Raw genomic sequence first — 19,617 nt, 5'->3', positions numbered from 1 at the left:
GTATGAAAGTCGTCGTGGCCGATGACTCGGTGTTGCTGCGGGAGGGCCTGATTCGGCTGCTCACCGAGGGCGGTCATGAGGTGGTCGCGGCCGTCGGCGACGGACCGTCCCTGGTGCAGGCGGTCGAAACCCACCGACCCGATGTCTCCGTGGTGGACGTCCGGATGCCGCCGTCGCACACCGACGAGGGTCTGCGCGCGGCGGTCGAAGCCCGACACCGCGTGCCGCGGTCGCCGATTCTCGTGCTGTCCCAATACGTCGAGGCGTCCTACGCCGACGACCTGTTGGCCGACGGCACCGGCGCCATCGGCTACCTGCTCAAGGACCGCGTCGTGGCCGTCACCGAGTTCCTCGACGCGGTGCAGCGAGTGGCCTCCGGCGGCACTGTGCTCGACCCGGATGTGGTTGCCCAACTGGTGGTCCGGCGTCGTCGCGACGACCCTCTGCGGCAGTTGACGCTGCGCGAACAGGAGGTGCTGACGTTGATGGCCGAGGGCCGGTCCAACACCAACATCGCGCGCACTCTGGTCGTGAGTGACGGCGCGGTGGAGAAGCACATCCGCAGCATCTTCACCAAGCTCGCGCTGCCGCCCGACAGTGAACAGCACCGCCGGGTCCTCGCGGTGCTGACCTACCTGCGCAGTTGACGGAAAGGGCGCTCCGGACGCAACGATCCCCACATCCACCGTGGCCCCACCGCTAACTCCCGTACAGGCCCAAAGCCCGGGCGGTCACCGTGGCGATGGCGCCGCTCAACCCGGCGATCGGCGGACCACCGCGCTGATGGATCACGTTGGCCAACACCACCACGTACGTGTTTGACCCCGGGTCGATCCACAGCGTCACGCCGGTGAAGCCGGTGTGCCCGAAACTTCCCACCGGGAAGACGATTCCGCGCGGCCGGGAATGGGGTGTGTCGATATCCCAGCCGAAACCGCGCAGGTCCTGTCCCGCAATCGCCGGATAGTTCGGAGCGAGAAGGGCATCGCTGTCACCGGGTGGCGCTCCGACGGCTTCCAGGACAGCCCGATTCGCGGCGTCCAGTTGGCCGGGGTGGTGTCCGGGTTGCTGCGGAGAGGTCATCAGCGCCACGCTGTCTCGGCTGAGCGGGAACGCACTTGGCCGGCCGGCGAGCCGATCGAGCAGCGCCTGGGCGAACCTGCCGAGATCGTCGACCGTCGAGAACACTCCGGCGTTGCCGGTCACTCCACCCATCCGGCGCGCGGTCGGGTCGTGCACGGTGCCGCGCAGGGGGTGGCCGTAGTCCGCGTTGAGGCCCGGGGTGTCCTCGTCCAGTGCGGTCGGTGCGACACGCGCCAACAATTCCGTGCTCCAGGTGCCCGCCGGGCACCTGCCCGCCCAGGGCGAGTACCCGTCCAGCGCGACGGCGGTTCCCCGGACCTGGTGGGGACCACACACTTTCGCGATGGGCAGGTAATGCGTGTCCACCATGCCGAGCGGGTCGAACACGTGCTCCTGCATGTAGTCGTCCAACGGTTCACCGGTGATGTTCTCGATGATCGCGCCGAGCAGGATGAAGTTGATGTCGGAGTAGTGGAAGACCGACCCGGGCTCGAACACCACCCATGCCCCAAGGGCCCGGCGGATGCCCTCCTCCTTGGCGGGCCCGTCCAGTCCCCAGGGGCCGTCCAGGCTCAGATCGCCCGCGATGCCGGAGAAATGGGTGAGCAGCATGCGCAGCGTCACCTGCGCGCGTCGCGGGTCGCCTGTCGGGTTGAAATCGGGCAAGAGGGTCTCCACTGGGGCGTCGATGTGAACGAGGCCCTGTTCGTAGAGCTGCAGGAAAGCTGTTGCGGTGGTGAGGCTTTTGGTCAACGACGCGAGGTCGAAGAGGGTGTCCTCGGTCATCGGCTCGGCGGGGGCGGGCGCGCCGTTCAATCCGGGTTCGCCGGCGAGCTTGCGTGCTCCGAACGCCTGCCGGTAGACGATGTCGCCGGCGTGCCCGATCTGAACGACCGAGCCGGGCAACCGGTGTGCGGCGATCGCGTCGTCCATCAGGCGGGCCACCGCGGAGAAGTCAGCGGTCGGGGTGACGGTCGGGGGGACGGCTGACGCGGTCGTGGGGACGTCGACGGTCGGCGCCGGTCGCGTGGCACTCGGCGACGGGACAGATGCCTGATGTCCGCAGGACAGCGCCGTCGCGAAGGTGAGGACAACCAGCCCCGCGACGCGCGTCACCCGTCGGGCGGTCGGCTGTGCGGCGAGCTTCAGCAGGGCTGGCCGGGAGGGGTGTAGTACGGCGTGCCCTGCACGGTGTAGCACGGAATCTCGTTGGGTACGTAGGGATGATCTTGGGACACGATCGTCGCGGCCGCGGCGTCACCGGCCACATTCGTACAGCCACCCACCGAGACGTGGCGCCCGCCCGCCGCCGCGCACACGTCGGCCTGAACCACCGGGGCGAACGGCAACGGCGCCAGGGCCATGCCGACAGCCATCACTATCGGTGCAACCGCTTTTCTCATCCAGACTCCTTCGCCGTTGTGTGGGACAAGTGTGCAGCGCAACCCGGCTGGGGGAGTCCACAATCGGTGGAATCGGGACCGGTCTGGGTTCAGCCCTGGCTCACGACGACCGCGTGCACAGGCCAGCGGTGCGGCACGCCCCTGAGTTCGTGGCTGCCACGACTCTCGAACACGATCCTCGATCCGAGAACCAGGGGCGGGATACCACCCGACACCAGCACCTCCCCGGGACCGGCGAGCGCCATGATCCGCGCTGCGATGTGCACGGCGATGCCGTGGACGTCGCCGTCGACCATCTCCACCTCGCCGGTGTGCAGGCCGGCGCGGATCTTCAGTCCCAGGTCATCCACGGCGTCACGAATCGCGCACGCGCAGTCGATCGCCCGTGCCGGACCGTCGAAGGTGGCCATGGCACCGTCGCCGGTGAACTTGACGACGGCACCCCGCGCGGCGTTCACATGCTGCGCCACGATCTGGTCGTGCGCCTCGAGGATGGACGACCAGGCCTCGTCACCCACTTCAGCGGCGCGTTCGGTGGACCCGACGACGTCGGTGAACAGCACGGTCGACAGCACTCGGCTGGTCGGGCCGCTCCGGCGGGTGCCGGTGACGAACGACTCGATCTCGTCGAGGACCCGGTCGGCATCGCCGGCGAACAACGCGTTGTCCTCGCCGTCGAGTTGGACCAGGTGCGCGTGCGGAATCCTCGCCGCGACCTCGCGTGCGTGCGCGCCGATGACGTGACGGTCCCCTCGGCGGTGCAGCACCAGCGTCGGTGCCTGGATGCTCTCGAGTGCGGGGCCGACATCGGTGTGCAGGAAGACGTCCAGAATCTTCTCGAAATACCCGGGGCCGCCGGATAACCGCTCGTTACGGGCCCACCACCGCCGTTTGGCGGCGTCGCCGGCCCAGCTCGGTGCGAGGTGGTCGACGACAGCACCCCGGCCGACGGTGTCTCGGTAACCCTGGAGGTACCTGGTGAGCACAGGTTCGGGCATTCCGAACGTCCGGTCGGGGCCGCGAACGTAGCGCGCGAAGGGGCTCCACAACACCAGTGCCCGCACGCGCTGCGGGTGAGTCGCACTCAAAAGCATTGCGGGCAGCGCGGATTCCGACATCGCTACGATCGCCACGCAGTCGCTGCCGACGTCATCCAGCACGGCGGTCATCCCGTCGGTCCAGGCCTGCATCGCGGCACGCCGGTTGATGGGCACCGCGTCGGAACTGCCGACCCCCAGCAGGTCGGACAGGATCAGCCGACCGAAGGACGCCAGCCTGCGCAGCAGTCTGGCCACGGTCGGGTCGTCCCACAGCAGGTCGATGGGAAAGGTCGCGGTGGGCACGAACAGCAGGTCGGGTCCGCTGTCCCCGACGACCTGATACGCCAGGTGGACGTCGCCGTCTCGCGCGTATCTGGTCTCGGGAACGTTGACCATCCGTGTGGGCCTAGTTGTGGGCCGGGGATGGTCCGGTTCTGGTCGCCGGGCATCCCGGCGCGGGCTCCTGGTCGACCGACGCGGGGACCCCGCTCGGCAGAACGTTCCGCACGCTCCGGACCCGGACCCGTGCGCCGCGGTGCGGGACGAAGACGACCTGCTTGAGGGTGGGGCGTTCGCCGGGCGCCGAGGTGGTGGCCAACTCGACGCGGCGCAGGACTTCGCGCAGGACCACCCGCATCTCGACCATTGCGAAGGTGGCGCCCAGGCAGCGTCGGTTTCCGCCGCCGAACGGGAACCACGTGCTGGGGCTCAGCGTCGCGCCCAACATGCGATCGGGGTCGAAGCGTTCCGGATCCGGATACAGCTCGGCGTCCGCGTGCACCCGCACCATTCCCGGCACCACCATGGTCCCGGCAGGCAGCCGATATCCGGCGATCTCCACGGGTTCGGTGAGCACGCGGCCGACGTCGAACACCACGGTGCGTGCCCGCAGCGTCTCCTTGCACACCGCGTCGAGGTATTCGTCCCCGGCGGGGTCGCCCGCGGCGCTGGCCTCCGCGGCTGCCACCGCCTTGGCGAGCACTGCGGGGTGGCGGGTCAGCCGCTCCAGTGCCCACGACAATCCGTTGGCGGTGGTCTCGTGCCCGGCGACCAGCAGCGTCATCAGTTGATCGCGCAGTTCACGGTCGGTCATGGTGCGGTCGCCGTCATCGGAGGCACGCACCAACATCGCCAACGTGTCTGTCCGGCTTGCCAATTCGGGATCGGCACGGCGATCGGCGATCTCGGCGTACAGCAGTTGGTCGGCCTCGGCGAGGGCACGTCGCAGGCGCCGCCACGGCCATCGTCTTTGCAGCTTGGGGTTGGCCACCGCAAGGGTCTCCCACGGGCTGATCCGGAGCAGCCGCGGCATCCCCGTCCGCAGGGCGGCCAGTCGGGTCGGGTCACTGGCCCCGATGACGGTCCGCAGGATGACCTCGAGCGTGATCGCCGCCATCCTCGGCGCCACCGGGAACGAGACTCCGGTCGGCCATCCGGCGATGTCGGCCGCGGCGACCTCGGCCATCACGGCTGCCTGCTTGGTGACCGCGTCCCGCTGAAACGGGGGCAACATCAACCGACGCCGGTCGCGGTGCACGTCATCGTCGATCACCAGCACCGAGGTGTCCCCGAGAACGCCCTTGAGCATCGAGTTGGCTTCCCCGGCGTGGAAAACGTGCGGGTCACCGGCGAAGACGGCCTTGATGTCGGCGGGGTCGGTCAGATACACGACCGTGCCCACCGACGAGATGCGCTGCGTGGACACCGGCCCGTAGCGGCGCTGGCAGAACTCGACGAAGCGCAGGCCGTGCCGAAGCCACATCCAGGTCTGGACGGCGGCCGGCAATCGTGGCCCCGGGGGGAGTGCGGTCGTGGCGGACTCGCTCATTGCCCCACCCTACGAGCGGAGTACAGGGTGGAGTCGGTACTCGGCAAAACCACACCCATGCCGAGGCGGCCCCGAGCCATCCGAGACCCGCATGGCCACCGCGCCTACTGTCGAAGAGGACGGACTTCTGGGGGCGGATGATGTGCCAATACTGCGGATGCCGCGACATACCGCTGCTGCGTGATTACATCGCGGAGCACGAGCGGGTGATCAACTGCGGCGGCGAGGCCGTGCGCGCGCTGGATCGAGGCGAATACGGGCAGGCCCGCAGCCTGCTGGCCGAGATGGCCGAGGAGCTGCGATCGCACTGGCGCGGAGAGGAGGAGGGCCTGTTCGTGGTGATGGCCGCCGCCGACGATCTATACGGCGACTACATCGCCCCGCTGGTGCGCGAACACCGAGACCTCGATGCGCTGCTGGAATCCGTCGACCTGTCGGACCCGGATGACCAGGCGCGGATCCGTGCCGCGATGGACGAGCTGTATGAGCACATCGCCAAGGAGGAGGACGGATTGTTCCCGGCCTCGCTCACCGCCCTCGACGGTGAGCAGTGGGACGCGGCGATCTCCGGCTGGCAGGCGGCACATCCAGGTCAGCACCTGATCGGGCGGTGACCCGCGCAGGGTCGCGGGCTATCGGGCCGCTGCGCCAGCAGGTTCGACGTGGATGAACGTTTCGGTGTGGGGCAGCGCGGCGTCGATGTCGGTTTCGAGACGGTCGGCCAGGTCGTGCGCGGCCTGTACGGTCCATTCGCCGGGAACGGTGACCACCACGAACACCAGCCGCTGCCGGCCGGACTCCACGGTGCGCAGCGGTGCGAACTCGACCGGGTACTCGCTGCGGTACCGGGACAGCACCGCCTCCACCGCGGCGTGGTCCTCCTCGGGCAGGGCAGCGCTGAGCAGACTGCTCATCGAACCGCGCAACAACCGGTATCCGGTCAGGAGAATGTTGACCCCGACCGCCAGCGCCACGATCGGGTCGAGCGGCTGCCAATTCGTCAGGGCGACCAGGGCGATGCCGACGATCACCCCGGCCGAGGTCCACACGTCGGTCATCAGATGCTTGCCGTCGGCGACCAGGGTGATCGATCTGTGTCGCCGGCCCACCCGCTGCAGGGTGACACCGACGACGAGGTTGACCACCGCCGCGACGCCCGACAGCGCCAGGCCCAGGCCGGGCTGCTCCAGCGGGGTCGGGCTCAGCAGGCGTTCGACCGCGCTCCAGATGATCGCCGTGGCAGCCACGAAGATCATCGCGCCCTCGACCAACGCCGACAGGTATTCGGCCTTGCCGTGCCCGAAGTGGTGGTCGGCGTCGCGTGGGCGGGCCGCCACCCGCAGCGCCCACAGTGCCACCACGGCCGCGACCAGGTTGACGCCGGATTCCAGTGCATCGGAAAGGAATCCGACGGAACCGGTGATCAGGGCGGCGCCCGCTTTGAGCGCCATGGTGACGATGGCGGCGGCCAGGCTCAACAGCATGAACCGCGACAGCAGGCGGTGCTCCTGCTGCTTGGACAACGCAGTCGCGGTCATCCCCGGCTCGTCCGATCTGTTGTGGAGGCGGCTTTGCGCCGCCCTGCCCGCAGCACCAGCTTGCGGAGTTCATCGAACCACAGCACCGTCGAGGCCATCGCGACTGCCACCGCCCAGTGCGCCGCGTCCAGCGGCACCGTGCCGAAAGCACGCTGCAGCAGCGGCATTTCGACCACCGCGACCTGCAGCACCACACCCAGACCGACCGACGCCCACAGCCATCGGTTGCTGAACAGGTGCCGGAACGCGCTGGTGGTCTCCGAGCGGGAGTTGAAGGCGTTGAAGAACTGGGCGAACACCAGTGTGGTGAACCCGGCGGTGCGCGCCATCTCCAGCGAGTCCGAGCCCTCGACCAGACCACCCGGTAGGAAGATGTCCATTGTCAGCAGCGTGGCGATGCCCATGACCAGGCCGACGGACATGATGCCGCGCCACATCTCGCCATCGATGAGGCGGTCGGTCGACCGCCGCGGGGGCCGTTTCATCACGTCGTCGATCTCGGGGTCGACGCCCATCGCCAGCGCGGGTCCGGAATCGGTGACGAGATTGATCCACAGGATCTGGGTGGCCAGCAGCGGAACCACGATCTCCTGACCCGAGCCGGCGCCGATCCCGATGAATCCGGCCAACACGACGCCGAAGAACACCGTGAAGACCTCACCCATGTTCGACGAGAGCAGGTAGCGCAGGAACTTCTTGATGTCGTCGAAGATGGCTCGGCCCTGGCGGACCGCGGCGACGATGGTCGCGAAGTTGTCGTCGGCCAGGATCATCTTCGCGGCTTCTCTGGTCACGGGTGTCCCGGTGATCCCCATCGCGACACCGATGTCGGCCGACTTCAGTGCCGGGGCGTCGTTGACGCCGTCGCCGGTCATCGCCACGACCTCGCCGCGGGCCTGCAGCGCGTCGACGATCTGGAGTTTGTTGCGCGGAGCGACGCGGGCGTAGACCGACGTCGTGGCCGTCACCTCTTCGAGCTGATCAGGGGGCAGCGCGTCGAGTTCGGTGCCGGTGAGCGCGGTGGCCCCGGGTTCGACGATGCCGAGGTCCGCGGCGATGCGCGCGGCCGTGGTGGGGTGATCTCCGGTGATCATCATGACCCGGACACCGGCCCGGTGCGCCTCGGCGATGGCCCCGGCCACCTCGGGCCGGGGCGGGTCGATGATGCCGACGACGCCCAGGTAGACGAGGTTCCGTTCGTCGGCGACGTCGAGCGGGCCGACGGTGTCCGGATCGTCGACCCAGCGGTAGGCGACGCCGAGGGTGCGGAAGGACTGCGCCGAGAGTTCCTCGACGGCGGCCAACGCGGCGGCGCGCCGGTCGGCGTCCAGCGGCAGTGTCTGATCGCCGACTTGTACCGCGACGCAGCGCTGCAGCAGCACGTCGGGCGCGCCCTTGGAAACCACCGCGGTGCCTTCGGCGCCGCCGGTCACCAGCGCGGACATCATCTTCCGTTCGGAGGTGAACGGGATCTCGTCCCGCCGGCGGAACTGCCGCACCCGGTCGACGGCACCCGCGAGCTTGTGCGAAGCCACCAGGAACGCCGCCTCGGTCGGGTCGCCCTGGATCTGCCACTGGCCGTCACGGTGGGTGAGCTGGGCGTCGTTGGCCAGTGAACCGCCGGCCAGCACCATCCGCGCCTCGCGCTGCAGTGCGGGGTTGGACAGCGGCGCACCGTCGACCAGCGCGGTGCCCTCCGGGCGGTACCCGACGCCGGTCAACTCGACCTCACCCGAGAAGGTCCGGATGCGCTGGATCGTCATCTCGTTCTTGGTCAGGGTGCCGGTCTTGTCCGAGGCGATGACGGTGGCCGAGCCCAGTGTCTCCACCGAGTGCAACTTCTTGACGATGGCCTTGTGCCGGGCCAACTGCTGGACTCCGATGGCCAGGACCACCGACAGGATGGCGGGCAGTCCCTCGGGGACGGCCGCGACCGCGAGTGACACCCCGAGCAGCAGGACGGTGACCAGATGACCGAAGGTGGAGATCTCGTTGACCAGCGCCGTGACGACCATGACCACCACGGCGATAACGACGACGGTGATGCCCAGCAGCCTGCTGACCCGCGTGATCTCCTTCTGCAGCGGGCTGGGTTCCTCCCGGGTGTCCTCAAGCATCTCGGCGATGGAACCGACCTCGGTGCCCATGCCGGTGGCGGTGACCACGGCACGGCCCACACCCTGGACCACGGACGTGCCGCGGAACACCATGTCCCTGCGGTCGCCGAGTGGCAGGTGCTCGGTCAACGTGGCAGCGGACTTCGTCACGGGTTCGCTTTCCCCGGTCAGGGACGCCTCGGAAACGCGCAGCGCCGCTGCGGTCAACACCCGCGCATCGGCGCCCACAGCGTCGCCCTCGTTGAGGACGAGGATGTCGCCGCGCACCAGCTCCCGCGAGGGCACCGTGCGCAGTTCGCCCTCACGCAGCACCGTCGAGGTCGCGTCGGTCATCGACTGCAGCGCCTTGACGGCGGCTTCGGCACGGTTCTCCTGGACGAATCCCAGGATGCCGTTGAGCACGACGATCGCGGAGATGACCAGGGCGTCGACCGGTGCGCCGGCCCCGCCCTCGGCCAGCCAGGCTGCCGTCGAGATGACGACCGCGACGAGAAGCAGGTAGACCAGCGGGTCCTGGAACTGGCGGAGAACTCGTCGCCATGTCGGCACCGGCGGTGCGGCCCGGAGTTCGTTGGGGCCGTCGCCGTGCAGGCGGCGTGCGGCCTCCGCTGGCGCCAGACCCGTCGCGGGATCGACCCCGAGGTCGCGGGCGACCTCGGGGCCCTCCCGCACCGATGGATCCCGGGGCGGTTCCACCACGACTCCCACCCACCGATGATGCTCCTGCCCCATCCCCCGGCGCAGTGACTTCGCCACTGGGTGTCACCGGCATCCTTCGGGGAGCACTTTCGACGTTTCGAATCTGGGTTCAGCGGAAAACCAGTGCTGGTTGAGCCGTCGTAATGAAGGAGGAGCGATGACAGGTCGACGAGTTGAGGGGGGCAGGGTCCCGCGCATGCTGGCCGCTGTCGGTGCGGCAGGCCTGATGGCCCTGGCGTCGGCGGGCACGGTGAATGCCGCCCCGTCCGCGGAGCAGTGTTCACCGGCGGCGATGATGCGAGCCCACGCCGGCGCGATGACCCAGATGGCGGACTATCTGGACGCACATCCCGACGTCCAGCAGGTGTTCACCAACGCCCGGAGCCAATCCACGCCGGAGGCGCGCCGCGAGGTGATCGAGAGCTACAACGACACTCATCCGGACGTGGCGACCGCCATGAAGAACATTCACCAGCCGGTTCAGGATCTGCGCACACAGTGCGGCCTGACCAAGCCGGGTATGGACGATGATATGGGGCCCGGCCCGATGATGAGCCCCGGACAGTGAGCCGGCCCAGTTGCGACGCACGCTGTCCACCGTGATCGCCGGGCCCCCTCACTGATCGGATGGCGACAGGGCCGCGCGAGGGCAGTCGGCGACGGCCTGTACGGCGAGCTTCTCCTGCCCGGCGGGGACCGGATCGGCGATGACGACGGCATATTCGTCGTCGTCGAGTTCGAACACCTCTGGTGCGATCTTCACGCAGAAGGCGTTGCCCTCGCAGCGATCACGGTCGACTCGTACCCGCAAGGATCTCTCCTCTGCTCTGTGCGATCGCAGGGCTGAATCACAAGATCGCACTCGGGTGAACCGTAGACGGTCGAAGGCGCGTTGACCAGCGTGGCGAGTGCGAAAGTGATTGGCACGCTGCGCTTGTCGGCAGACTGTATATCGTCTCGGCGATCGGGCATTGGGCCTGGTCGAATATGGCAGGGTGGGCCACATGAAGAAGCGGACGTTCGCCGCGCTGGCCGCTCCTGTGGCCGCACTCGCCGGCGTCGCGTTGCAGGACCTGCTGCAGAAGGAGCATGCGCTGCGCCGCAACTTCCCGGTCGTCGCGCGGGCCAGGTACCTGCTGGAGTCGGTCGGCCCCGAGTTGCGCCAGTACATCATCACCAGCAACGACGCCGAGCGGCCGTTCAGCCGCGACCAGCGGCGTTGGGTGTACACGTCGGCGAAAAAGGAGAACAACTACTTCGCGTTCGGCACCGACAACGACACCGAGAACGCCGCGTATCCGATCATCAAGCAGGCGACATTCTCCGACGTCGTACCCGCGTCCCCGATCCACGGACGCGATATCGAGGTGCCGGGCGCCAAGGTGCTCGGAGGTCACCGGGGGCGTCGGCACGCCTTCCGTCCGGCGTCTGTCGTCAACGTGTCGGCGATGTCGTTCGGCTCGCTCAGCCCGCAGGCGATCGAGGCGATCAACAAAGGCGCCAAGATCGGTGGCTTTTGGCACAACACCGGCGAGGGCGGCCTGTCGGACCATCACCGCCAGGGCGGCGACCTGGTGTTCCAGATCGGCACCGGCTACTTCGGCTGCCGTGACGAGCACGGCAATCTCGATCTGGACCGGTTGGTCGACATCGTCGGCTCCGGCCCGGTGCGTGCCATCGAGATCAAGCTGAGCCAGGGCGCCAAACCGGGCCTGGGTGGACATCTTCCGGGCGCCAAGGTGAATGCGGAGATCGCCCGCATCCGGGGTGTCGAGCAGGGCAAGGACATCGCGAGCCCCTCGCGGCACACCGCGTTCCGCAACGTCGACGAGATGCTCGACGTCGTGGAGCGGATCGCGGATGCCACCGGCCTGCCAGTCGGTATCAAGTCCGCGGTGGGGGAGTCGGGTTTCTGGGAGTCACTGGCGGACCGGATGGATGACGGGCAGCGCGGCGTGGACTTCATCACGATCGACGGCGGGGAGGGCGGGACAGGTGCCGCGCCGCTGGTCTTCGCCGACCACGTGTCGTTCCCGTTCCGGACGGGATTCGCCGGGGTTTACGGCATGTTCGCCCAGCGGGGTCTCACCGACCGGGTCACGTGGATCGGCTCCGGCAAGCTCGGCCTGCCTGCCAACGCGATCGTGGCCTTCGCCCTGGGCGTCGACCTGATCAACGTGGCACGGGAGGCGATGCTGGCGATCGGCTGCATCCAGGCGCAGAAGTGCCACACCGACCGCTGTCCGACCGGCGTCGCCACGCAGAACCCATGGCTGGCAGGCGGGCTGGACCCGGAACTGAAGTCGCATCGGCTGGCCAACTACGTGCTGACGTTGCGGCGCGACCTGTTGAAGGTGTCGGAGGCGGCTGGCGTGCGCCACCCGGCCATGCTGAGCCCGAAGCATGTGGAGATCCTCGACGGAGACCGCGGGCACCGGCCGCTCGCAGAGGTGTACGGCTACCAGGAGATATGGGGCACCCCCGGTCCGGAGATCATCGCCGAGATCGACACGTACATGCGCCGTTACGACGATCTGCCCGGCACCAACGAGGTCGTCGAGCATGAACCGCTCAAGGTGACCGAACCGAACGAGACGACGGAATAGCCGTTCCGGCTACCAGGACCGTGGAGCTCAGATGACAACCACCAACGTGAAGTGCCGGCAGTGTGCAACGGTCAATCGGCTGCCCGCGGCCGCCAACGGGACGCCCCGCTGCGCCAAGTGCAAAGAGCCGCTGCCGTGGATTGCCGTGGCCGGTGACGACGACTTCGCCGAGGTTGCCGAGCGCTCCAAAGTGCCTGTGCTGGTGGACCTGTGGGCGACCTGGTGCGGTCCTTGCCGGATGGTGAGTCCGGCCCTCGAACAGCTCGCCGCCGAGCGCGCGGGCGGGCTCAAGCTGGTGAAAGTCGATGTGGACGCCGCACGGCAGACTGCCGCGCGATTCTCAGTTCAGGCTGTTCCGACCCTGCTCGTCATCGCCGGTGGGACCGTTCTCGCCCGTCGGGCGGGCGCCGCGCCGGTGGCTGCGTTGCGCACCTGGCTGGACCAGGCACTCGCGCCTCCGACGTAGCGCCGATTCGGCGGACATCTGGCCAGCCGGTGGTTCGGCGCGCACACTTGAGGTGTCGGCGAACCAAGGGGGCCGCGATGACCAAGAAACTGTACGACTTCTTCGGTGAGGTCTTTCAGCGGTACTTCCGACCCGCGGCCGACGCCTATCCGACGTTGGGCGGGGGACCCGTCGAGAGAATGTTTCGGCTGACCGACGCCGTCCAGGATCCGCTGGAGCAGAGCCGGCGGCAAGCGACCGCGTGGGGGCGCACCGAGGCGCGTGACTCCCGGTTCGCCACCGAACTGTTCGTCATCACCCAGCAGGGGCTGATCTACGCAGCCGAGTTGAACAGTCCACGTCGGGCGCTGTACTACCTGGCCGTGCCGCCCGCGCTGTTCGATCCGTTCGTCGATCAGGTCGAGACGGCCGAACTGCGTGAGAGCGCGGTGGCCGTGGTGGACAGCCGTTTCGGTCGTGACCTCGCCGCCGCGCGCCCGATGGACGCCGCGCTGCGCCGAATCCTCGATGAGCATTGGGCGCTGCGCGTGGACCTCACCTCCCCGGCGCTGCGCTGACGCCCCCTCGTCCGCACCGATCCCGCCGGGAGCCTGGTTTGCGGACGGGGAAGTCCGTCATGTCTACCGCCGTTTCGGCACGGGCATCCCCAATGACACGAAACGTCCTCCCGTGATGCCCTCCATGTGACATTGTGTGTTGTCACATTGCCGGTGCAGTGCCGATTCAAGGGAGAGTCTCCGCGTGAAGCGCGTTGGTGGTGCGGGAATCCGCCCGAAGGGCAGGATGTTTCACGTCGGCGTTGCGGCGGTGGCGGTGTCGATCGGGATTCTGGGGGCGCCGGCACCGGGTGTCGCCTGGGCGGACTCCACCGAGTCCACCACCTCCGTGGCGACACCGGGCGCATCCGGCAGTGGTGCGGGTTCGGCCGACAACGGTTCGGCGGGGCCGACCGATCGGGCCGGCCGCGTGGTGGGTCCACTCGACTTCCCCAAGCGTTTCACCACCCGCAGGGCCGAGAAGGTCGACGAGCGCCCGGCCGACCTGTCGGCCAGTGTGAAGGGCGCCCTTGACAGAGCCAAGGACCGCTGGATGCGTCCGGTCCGGGACACCGACATCAGCGACTCCAAAGCAGACAGGATCGGGCAGACCGCAGCGCTGTCACCACAGACTGCCGACGGCCAGATGCCGGAGCAGGCGCCGCCCATCGACCCTGCTCCCGAAGTGCCCGTCATTCCTGAACCTGTTGTCGTGGAGCCGGATCCGGCTGCGAAGCAGGGTTCCGCGCCGGAGACGTTGACGGTCCGCGACAAGCTGGCGCTCAAACACCCGCTGGCCCCGTTCGTCCGAACGGCACGCCAGGAGCTCAGCGCGGTGGTGGCGACGCTGACCCCGCCGTCCGGCCTACCGGCCGACGCAGCCCCGAACGCGCAGACACCGCCGGTCCGGCCCTCGGGCACGGTGCCCACTGAGGCCCTCGCGCCGCTCGCCGCCCTCGTCAGCACGACCACGGTCGACACGACTCCCACCCCGCCGCAACCGCTCTCGCCGGTCGCCAAGCTGCTGGAGTTGCCCGGCCGCATCGTCAATGCGGTGCTGGAGGCGCTGGACTTCACCTCCTCGGCGAACAGCCCGACCCTTCCGATCGGCCTGGGGCCGATCAACGACCTGATCTTCGGCGCGTTCCGCGAGATCGAGCGACTGCTGGGGCTGTGGGAGACCCCGCCGCCGCAACCCGCGGTCCCCACCATGGTCTACGACGGCCCGACGGACAGATTGACCCCGACGGTGGCGCAGTTCCTCAACGCGTCCACGGCCGCGTACGTCCTCGGGTCCACGCCCGGCGACCTGAAGCCGTTCGTCGTGAACGGCCGCCAGATGTCGAGGACCAACATCCTCACGGGCATGGTGGGCAAGGCCTGGGTGACCCCCGAGGGTCAGGTGATCATCGCGTACCAGGGCACGACCGGCGGGACGCATCTGCTGTTCAACCCGCTCATCGCGATTCCCCAGCTGATCGCGGATCTGCAGGTGGTCTTCACCGGTACGACGCCGTGGGCGTTCTACGACGCGCACGACTTCGCGGAGGAGGTGCTGGCTGAGGCGGCCCTGCAGGGTTACAGCGAGGACGACGTCTTCGTCACCGGCCACTCACTCGGCGGGTGGGAGGCCCAGTACGTCGCGCAGCAGACCGGCCTGGCCGGCATCGGCTTCGAAGCCCCCGGCATCAACACCACCGTCGACGGCAACGGCGCCGACTCGATGTTCGTCAACATCGGCACCTACGGAAGCTCCGCGCCGTACATGGCCACCGATCTGCCTGGGCTGCAACCGTTCATGCCGCCCTTTGTGCCCGGCGGCCCCAACCCCGGCGACGGTGGCAGCAAGCCGCACTACGGTCCGATCGTGATGGTCGGGGATCCGGCCGCCATGACGCCGCTGTACAACGCGTCGGCACTGTGGGGAAAGAGCCTGACCGGCAGCGTCATCTTCATGGTCGACTACCTGATGAACTTCTTCCAGTACCACCTGCCCGGCATCCAGGCCTACCACCTGGACGTCACGCCCGATCCCGGTGTGGTGCCCTTCCTGGGCACCGCCCGCGGACCCGTCCACGCCGGTTACGGGAAGTTGACGATCCCCGAGTTGTTGGCGACGGCGTCCGACGACGGCATCCTGTTCGCGCCGTAGGGGCGCGGCGGTGAGCCGGAGCGGAATCGGTCGACGGCGGTTGTGCCTCAGGCGATCCTGAGGCGCCGCCGCGCTCGTCACACCGTGAAGCCGCCGTCGACGTTCAGGTTCGCGCCGGTGATGTATCCGGACTCGGGGCCGGCGAGGAAGCTCACGAAGGAGGCGACGTCGGTGGTGTGCCCGTAGCGGCCCTGTGTCGTCACCTGCTTGAGGCTCTCGGCGAAGTCACCCTCGTCGGGATTCGCGTCGGTGTCGATGGGGCCGGGCTGCACGTTGTTGACCGTGATGCCGCGGGCGCCGAGATCGCGGGCCAAGCCGCGGGTGAACGAAGCCACCGCCCCCTTGGTCATCCCGTACACCGACAACCCGGCTCCCGGAATGCGGTCGGCGTTGATGCTGCCGATGTTGATGATCCGGGCCCCTTCACCGAGGTGCTTGATCGCGGTTCGGGTTGTCCAGTACGTGCTGCCGATATTGATCGCCACCAGGCGGTCGAACTCGTCGCCCGGGAACTCGTCGATCGGCGCCATATGCCCGACGGCCGCATTGTTCACGACGATGTCCAGGCCGCCGAGCGCGGCGACGGCCTGCTCGACGGCGTCGGCAGCCTGCGCTGGGACGGCGGCGTCGGCCTGGATGGCCACCACCGTGGCGCCCGCTGCGGTGAGTTCGGCGACAAGTGCGTCCGCGTTGGACGCCGAGGCTGAGTAGGTGAACGCCACCGCGGCGCCGTCCGAGGACAGTCGCCGGACGATCTCCGCGCCGATTCCGCGTGAACCTCCCGTCACCAGTGCCCGCCGTCCGGTCAGATGTGCTGTGCTCATGTGCGCGTCTCCAAGTGATTCCGAACCGAAGTGTTACTTAGTATGCTCAGGTCAAGCGTACTTATGCGGGTGGAATTCCCAGTGTGACTGGCATCACGGAGGTGATCTCATGACGGTTGGGCGACCTCGAGAGTTCGACCCGGACCAAGTCGAGGACGCGGCGATGAAGCTGTTCTGGGATCGCGGCTTTGATGGCGTGTCGATTTCAGACGTCACCGCCGCGACGGGAGTGAACCGTCGCAGCATCTACGCCGAGTTCGGGTCCAAGGAGAACCTGTTCGATCGCGCCCTGCGTAGGTACCTCGCCGGTCCGAGCGCCTACACCGCCGAGGCGCTCACGCGACCGACGGCGCGGGAGGTCGCCGAGGCGATGGTGCACGGTGCGGCTGACACGGTCAGCGGCGACATCCGCGGGTGCCTGACGGTCGGAGCGGCCCCAGGGCTGGCCGAATTCCGCGACGCGACAGTGCAACAGCTGGCCGAGCGATTCGATGCTGCGGTGGCCGACGGCGAGTTGCCGGGCGTGGACACCGAGGTGCTGGCCCGCTGGATCGCCGCCGTGTGTCAGGGGATCGCGGTTCAGGCACGCAGCGGAGCGAGTCGGGCAGATCTGCATGCCGTCGCGGAACTGGCGCTGGCCGGCTGGCCGGGAACACCTGTGGAGTGACAGCCTGAAAGGGGCTTGTCGAACGTCGGGGCGGTCACTGCGCGGGGTGTGAATAACATGTGTGTAATTTACCGTCAATGCAGGTCAGGCACTACGTGAGGCTGTGGATGGAGGTCAGCGGAGGTGCCCCTTCAGCGGTTGGCCAACCTGGTGACCTTCCGCACCAAGTCCTCAGGCGTGGACAGGTCATAGTCCTCGCCGTTGATGCGCACGGTCGGAGTGCTCTGGACGTCGGTGTCGGCGGCCAGTCCCTTCGTCATCTCCACGTACCGCCCGCTGAGAATGCAGTCTGCGACGTCTCCGCCCGCGCCGGCCTCTTCGGCGGTCTCGGCCAGGTCGTCGTCGGTGGGGAAGTCTCTGGCGAACTCGTCGGGCTGGGCTGCAAGAAGTGCCGCGTGGAAACCGCGGAATGCCTCCACCGAATAGTCGGCGACGCAGTACGCCGCGGCGGCAGCGCGCGACGAGTAGTTCTGGTTCCGGGGGGAATCCAGGATCGCGATCAGGTAATAGTCGACCGCGACCGTCCCGGAAGCGATGAGCTCATCGATTGTCGGTCCATACGCCTGCTCAAAGCGAGCGCAGTGTGGACAGAGCAGGTCCTCGTAGAGCGACAGCACAACCTTGGGTTCGGTGCTGCCCGGCTTCGTGACCAGAGCGTCTGACGACACCCGGATCGATTCGGATTGGCCTGCGGTGGGACTGGCGACTGCGTTACCCGCCGAGAGCTTCTCGCGCCCTGATATCAGGAGGTAGAGAACCAGCACGACCGCGATGACGACCACGGACACGGTGACGCCGATCTGGATGGCCAGCTTACGAGCGCCACCGGCCGAGCTCGGACCGCCACCGCGAATCGGTTCGTGCATCTCGCCAGCCTAAGACGTATCGGCCCGGTGAGTGCTCAGGCGCCAGTGAGAGGCGCTTGGTGAACAGCAGTTCTCGCCAGCACCGCGACTCGGGCCGTCGGGCGGCCCTGCTGGCCGCGGCCGCGCAGTGTTTTGCAGACCGCGCATTCGATGAGGTGTCGATGGATGACATCGCGGCACGCGCGGGCGTCACCAAGGGACTGTTGTTCTACTACTTCGGCACGAAGCGGCAGTGCTATCTCGCCGTCATCGCCGACTTCCACCAACAACTGCTCGATCGTGCCCAGTCCAGCGACGGCGTCCCGACGCATGAGTTGTTGTCGGACCTGCTCGACCGCTACCTGGACTTTGCCGTCAACGCAGAGCCTGCGTACCGCCCGATCATGAGCGGGGGACTGGGCGCTGACCCGGAGGTGCGCGCCTTCGTCGCCGAGCAGCGTGCCCGGCACCGCGCGCTTTTCACGCAGATGGTGCTGCCGGGAGAGGTGGAGCCTCCGGCCCTTCGGGTCGGGTTCGAGGGATTCCCTGAGTTTACTTGAAGGTGCGACGCTGGACTGGCTCGCACACCGCAGCATCAGCCGAGATGCGTTGCACCGCTTGGTGATGTCGATCGCTCCCGCCGTGCCGCTCGCCGCGGTGGCGGCTGATCCCACGCTCAAGCCGAAACCGTTCGGTGGAACCGTGGAGGGTCTCCCCGTCTAGGGCCGCGTCGATCAGGTGTCGCGCTCAGTGACTTGCCACGGTGCGGAACCGATCCCGATGCGCCTTCGGCGAAACCCCAAGCTGGCTGGAGAAGACCCGTCGGAACGTCTCGGCGCTGCCGAACCCGGCACGTCGGGCACTGTCGCCGACGCAGTGGCCGGCATCCAGTGCGGCGCGGGCGATGTCGACGCGCACCCGTTCGACATAGCGTGCGGGAGTGATGCCCAGTTCCGCCTGGAACAACCGGGTCAGCTGTCGAACATCGTGATGTGGGCGCCGACGTCGAGTGCCTGCCAGCGGCCGTCGAGGCGAAACGTGCCATCGGCGCAGGTCCGCGGTGATCTAGCGGGTTGGCCGCTTGGTGTCATTCCTGCCGCGTGGGTTGGTGAGGAAGATCGCTGCCTGTTTCAGGTCGAGCCGTGGCACGTCACATATCGGGCCTCTGAGCTGGCGCGATGGCATGTCCCAGACTGACATGAACCTCCACCTCAGGTCACTCTGCGTATATTTGGACGTGCATTATGCGGTCATTCTGTGGATGATTGATGTGTAGTCTGCTGTTGTCATGGGTAATCTCGGGTTGACAAGGGAGGTGAATGATATGTCTGACCTGCTAGTCAAGGCTGGTGACGACACTGCGCGGATGGACACCCACGAGGTCGTCGCCTACCTGCTGCAGCGTCTGGGACCGACCTTGACCGCCTACATCGCCGGCTCCAAGAGCCGCGCTATGCCCGCACGCTGGGCAGCCCCGCCCGGTGACAGCACCCACGCGACACCGTCGATCGACAAGACACGGCGCCTGAAGGCCGCCCACACCGTGTTCGTCCTGATCGAGAAGGCGGAGAACGACCAGGTGGCGCGGAGCTGGCTCATTTCGGCCAACCCTCGCCTGGACGGCTCGACCCCCGCTGAACTGCTACGCAACGACCAAGCGCCGGAAGTGTTTCGGGCGGCAGACGCTTTCGTCTCCGACACCTACTACGCCTGACCCAGCCCTATACTCAGCCCGACCATTGCGGATGTGAGAAGGGCTGGGTGCAGGTGTCGTCGTTCACGACTGCGACTGTCTGCACCGCCACCGGATTCA

At 67.9% G+C, this 19,617-nt stretch carries 19 protein-coding genes and 1 pseudogene; 10 read left to right on the top strand and 10 right to left on the bottom strand.

The annotated features are described in order from the left end of the window. The first annotated feature begins 2 nt into the window (after window positions 1–2). Window positions 3–647 (top strand): response regulator transcription factor, encoded by a 645-nt coding sequence (locus G6N34_RS25135; RefSeq protein WP_085153672.1) that lies wholly within the window; start codon window positions 3–5, stop codon window positions 645–647. A gap of 52 nt (window positions 648–699) precedes the next feature. Here the strand turns inward: G6N34_RS25135 and G6N34_RS25130 are convergent, their stop codons facing one another. The 4 genes from G6N34_RS25130 to G6N34_RS25115 all read right to left on the bottom strand — a co-directional run bounded on the left by G6N34_RS25130 (window position 700) and on the right by G6N34_RS25115 (window position 5,354). Then, window positions 700–2,199, bottom strand: a complete 1,500-nt coding sequence (locus tag G6N34_RS25130) for a serine hydrolase domain-containing protein (protein ID WP_085153670.1) — start codon at window positions 2,197–2,199, stop codon at window positions 700–702. Window positions 2,200–2,228: 29 nt separating this feature from the next. Continuing rightward, window positions 2,229–2,486, bottom strand: a complete 258-nt coding sequence (locus G6N34_RS25125) for a hypothetical protein (RefSeq protein ID WP_085153668.1) — start codon at window positions 2,484–2,486, stop codon at window positions 2,229–2,231. Window positions 2,487–2,575: 89 nt separating this feature from the next. Then, window positions 2,576–3,922 (bottom strand): adenylate/guanylate cyclase domain-containing protein, encoded by a 1,347-nt coding sequence (locus G6N34_RS25120; RefSeq protein ID WP_085153666.1) that lies wholly within the window; start codon window positions 3,920–3,922, stop codon window positions 2,576–2,578. A gap of 10 nt (window positions 3,923–3,932) precedes the next feature. Continuing rightward, a complete protein-coding gene (locus G6N34_RS25115) occupies window positions 3,933–5,354 on the bottom strand; it encodes a cytochrome P450 (protein ID WP_085153664.1) in 1,422 nt (473 codons plus the stop codon). Window positions 5,355–5,494: 140 nt separating this feature from the next. Between G6N34_RS25115 and G6N34_RS25110 the strand changes: the two genes are divergently transcribed. Then, window positions 5,495–5,968, top strand: coding sequence for a hemerythrin domain-containing protein (locus tag G6N34_RS25110; protein ID WP_085153760.1), 474 nt, complete (start codon window positions 5,495–5,497; stop codon window positions 5,966–5,968). Between the two features lie 18 nt (window positions 5,969–5,986). On the opposite strand, the gene G6N34_RS25105 is transcribed toward G6N34_RS25110, so the two are convergent. After that, a complete protein-coding gene (locus G6N34_RS25105) occupies window positions 5,987–6,892 on the bottom strand; it encodes a cation diffusion facilitator family transporter (protein ID WP_085153662.1) in 906 nt (301 codons plus the stop codon). Then, on the bottom strand, window positions 6,889–9,717 hold the full coding sequence (locus tag G6N34_RS25100; protein ID WP_234812984.1) for a cation-translocating P-type ATPase: 2,829 nt from the start codon (window positions 9,715–9,717) through the stop codon (window positions 6,889–6,891). The genes G6N34_RS25105 and G6N34_RS25100 overlap by 4 nt, the downstream gene beginning before the upstream one ends. A 148-nt stretch (window positions 9,718–9,865) precedes the next feature. Between G6N34_RS25100 and G6N34_RS25095 the strand changes: the two genes are divergently transcribed. Continuing rightward, window positions 9,866–10,276 (top strand): heme-binding protein, encoded by a 411-nt coding sequence (locus tag G6N34_RS25095; protein WP_085153658.1) that lies wholly within the window; start codon window positions 9,866–9,868, stop codon window positions 10,274–10,276. Between the two features lie 48 nt (window positions 10,277–10,324). On the opposite strand, the gene G6N34_RS25090 is transcribed toward G6N34_RS25095, so the two are convergent. Then, a complete protein-coding gene (locus G6N34_RS25090; protein ID WP_085153656.1) occupies window positions 10,325–10,519 on the bottom strand; it encodes a ferredoxin in 195 nt (64 codons plus the stop codon). Between the two features lie 193 nt (window positions 10,520–10,712). Here G6N34_RS25090 and G6N34_RS25085 point away from each other — a divergent pair, with 193 nt between their 5' ends. The 4 genes from G6N34_RS25085 to G6N34_RS25070 all read left to right on the top strand — a co-directional run bounded on the left by G6N34_RS25085 (window position 10,713) and on the right by G6N34_RS25070 (window position 15,468). Then, the gene (locus G6N34_RS25085; protein ID WP_085153654.1) at window positions 10,713–12,314 is read left to right on the top strand and encodes an FMN-binding glutamate synthase family protein; all 1,602 of its coding nucleotides are present in this window, start codon (window positions 10,713–10,715) and stop codon (window positions 12,312–12,314) included. A gap of 31 nt (window positions 12,315–12,345) precedes the next feature. Next, the gene (trxA, locus tag G6N34_RS25080) at window positions 12,346–12,780 is read left to right on the top strand and encodes a thioredoxin (protein ID WP_085153652.1); all 435 of its coding nucleotides are present in this window, start codon (window positions 12,346–12,348) and stop codon (window positions 12,778–12,780) included. A gap of 77 nt (window positions 12,781–12,857) precedes the next feature. Further along, window positions 12,858–13,337: a hypothetical protein gene (locus G6N34_RS25075; protein ID WP_085153651.1), complete on the top strand. Its 480-nt coding sequence runs from the start codon at window positions 12,858–12,860 to the stop codon at window positions 13,335–13,337. Window positions 13,338–13,962: 625 nt separating this feature from the next. Further along, window positions 13,963–15,468 carry a hypothetical protein gene (locus G6N34_RS25070; RefSeq protein ID WP_085153758.1) on the top strand — a complete coding sequence of 502 codons (1,506 nt, stop codon included), beginning with the start codon at window positions 13,963–13,965 and terminating at the stop codon, window positions 15,466–15,468. Between the two features lie 77 nt (window positions 15,469–15,545). Here the strand turns inward: G6N34_RS25070 and G6N34_RS25065 are convergent, their stop codons facing one another. Further along, a complete protein-coding gene (locus tag G6N34_RS25065; RefSeq protein ID WP_085153649.1) occupies window positions 15,546–16,292 on the bottom strand; it encodes an SDR family oxidoreductase in 747 nt (248 codons plus the stop codon). A 109-nt stretch (window positions 16,293–16,401) separates the two neighbouring features. Here G6N34_RS25065 and G6N34_RS25060 point away from each other — a divergent pair, with 109 nt between their 5' ends. Then, complete coding sequence (locus tag G6N34_RS25060; protein ID WP_085153647.1) at window positions 16,402–16,959, top strand: TetR/AcrR family transcriptional regulator; 558 nt, start codon at window positions 16,402–16,404, stop codon at window positions 16,957–16,959. 131 nt (window positions 16,960–17,090) lie between these two features. Here G6N34_RS25060 and G6N34_RS25055 read toward each other — a convergent pair whose 3' ends face one another. Beyond that, a complete protein-coding gene (locus G6N34_RS25055; RefSeq protein WP_085153646.1) occupies window positions 17,091–17,825 on the bottom strand; it encodes a DsbA family protein in 735 nt (244 codons plus the stop codon). A gap of 59 nt (window positions 17,826–17,884) precedes the next feature. Here G6N34_RS25055 and G6N34_RS25050 point away from each other — a divergent pair, with 59 nt between their 5' ends. After that, entirely contained in the window at window positions 17,885–18,364 is a 480-nt protein-coding gene (locus tag G6N34_RS25050; RefSeq protein ID WP_163645528.1) for a TetR/AcrR family transcriptional regulator, read from the top strand. A gap of 187 nt (window positions 18,365–18,551) precedes the next feature. On the opposite strand, the pseudogene G6N34_RS25045 reads toward G6N34_RS25050, so the two are convergent. After that, a pseudogene (locus G6N34_RS25045) lies at window positions 18,552–18,785 on the bottom strand (helix-turn-helix domain-containing protein); the annotation flags it as partial. Between the two features lie 343 nt (window positions 18,786–19,128). On the opposite strand from G6N34_RS25045, the gene G6N34_RS25040 reads away from it, so the two are divergent. Further along, window positions 19,129–19,518 carry an antitoxin Xre/MbcA/ParS toxin-binding domain-containing protein gene (locus tag G6N34_RS25040; protein ID WP_085153642.1) on the top strand — a complete coding sequence of 130 codons (390 nt, stop codon included), beginning with the start codon at window positions 19,129–19,131 and terminating at the stop codon, window positions 19,516–19,518. Window positions 19,519–19,617: the final 99 nt, after the last annotated feature.

Source organism: Mycolicibacterium confluentis (assembly GCF_010729895.1).
Lineage (GTDB): Bacteria > Actinomycetota > Actinomycetes > Mycobacteriales > Mycobacteriaceae > Mycobacterium > Mycobacterium confluentis.
Note: the sequence above shows the minus strand (reverse complement) of the source record. Positions and strands in the feature narration are given on the sequence as shown.

What these genes read in the sequence shown, in the direction of transcription:
- G6N34_RS25135 (WP_085153672.1), top strand. Translation starts at nt 3, where the DNA reads ATGAAAGTCGTCGTGGCCGATGACTCGGTGTTGCTGCGGGAGGGCCTG.
- G6N34_RS25125 (WP_085153668.1), bottom strand. Translation starts at nt 2,486, where the DNA reads ATGAGAAAAGCGGTTGCACCGATAGTGATGGCTGTCGGCATGGCCCTG.
- G6N34_RS25120 (WP_085153666.1), bottom strand. Translation starts at nt 3,922, where the DNA reads ATGGTCAACGTTCCCGAGACCAGATACGCGCGAGACGGCGACGTCCAC.
- G6N34_RS25115 (WP_085153664.1), bottom strand. Translation starts at nt 5,354, where the DNA reads ATGAGCGAGTCCGCCACGACCGCACTCCCCCCGGGGCCACGATTGCCG.
- G6N34_RS25110 (WP_085153760.1), top strand. Translation starts at nt 5,495, where the DNA reads ATGTGCCAATACTGCGGATGCCGCGACATACCGCTGCTGCGTGATTAC.
- G6N34_RS25105 (WP_085153662.1), bottom strand. Translation starts at nt 6,892, where the DNA reads ATGACCGCGACTGCGTTGTCCAAGCAGCAGGAGCACCGCCTGCTGTCG.
- G6N34_RS25095 (WP_085153658.1), top strand. Translation starts at nt 9,866, where the DNA reads ATGACAGGTCGACGAGTTGAGGGGGGCAGGGTCCCGCGCATGCTGGCC.
- G6N34_RS25085 (WP_085153654.1), top strand. Translation starts at nt 10,713, where the DNA reads ATGAAGAAGCGGACGTTCGCCGCGCTGGCCGCTCCTGTGGCCGCACTC.
- trxA (WP_085153652.1), top strand. Translation starts at nt 12,346, where the DNA reads ATGACAACCACCAACGTGAAGTGCCGGCAGTGTGCAACGGTCAATCGG.
- G6N34_RS25075 (WP_085153651.1), top strand. Translation starts at nt 12,858, where the DNA reads ATGACCAAGAAACTGTACGACTTCTTCGGTGAGGTCTTTCAGCGGTAC.
- G6N34_RS25070 (WP_085153758.1), top strand. Translation starts at nt 13,963, where the DNA reads ATGCCGGAGCAGGCGCCGCCCATCGACCCTGCTCCCGAAGTGCCCGTC.
- G6N34_RS25065 (WP_085153649.1), bottom strand. Translation starts at nt 16,292, where the DNA reads ATGAGCACAGCACATCTGACCGGACGGCGGGCACTGGTGACGGGAGGT.
- G6N34_RS25060 (WP_085153647.1), top strand. Translation starts at nt 16,402, where the DNA reads ATGACGGTTGGGCGACCTCGAGAGTTCGACCCGGACCAAGTCGAGGAC.
- G6N34_RS25055 (WP_085153646.1), bottom strand. Translation starts at nt 17,825, where the DNA reads ATGCACGAACCGATTCGCGGTGGCGGTCCGAGCTCGGCCGGTGGCGCT.
- G6N34_RS25040 (WP_085153642.1), top strand. Translation starts at nt 19,129, where the DNA reads ATGTCTGACCTGCTAGTCAAGGCTGGTGACGACACTGCGCGGATGGAC.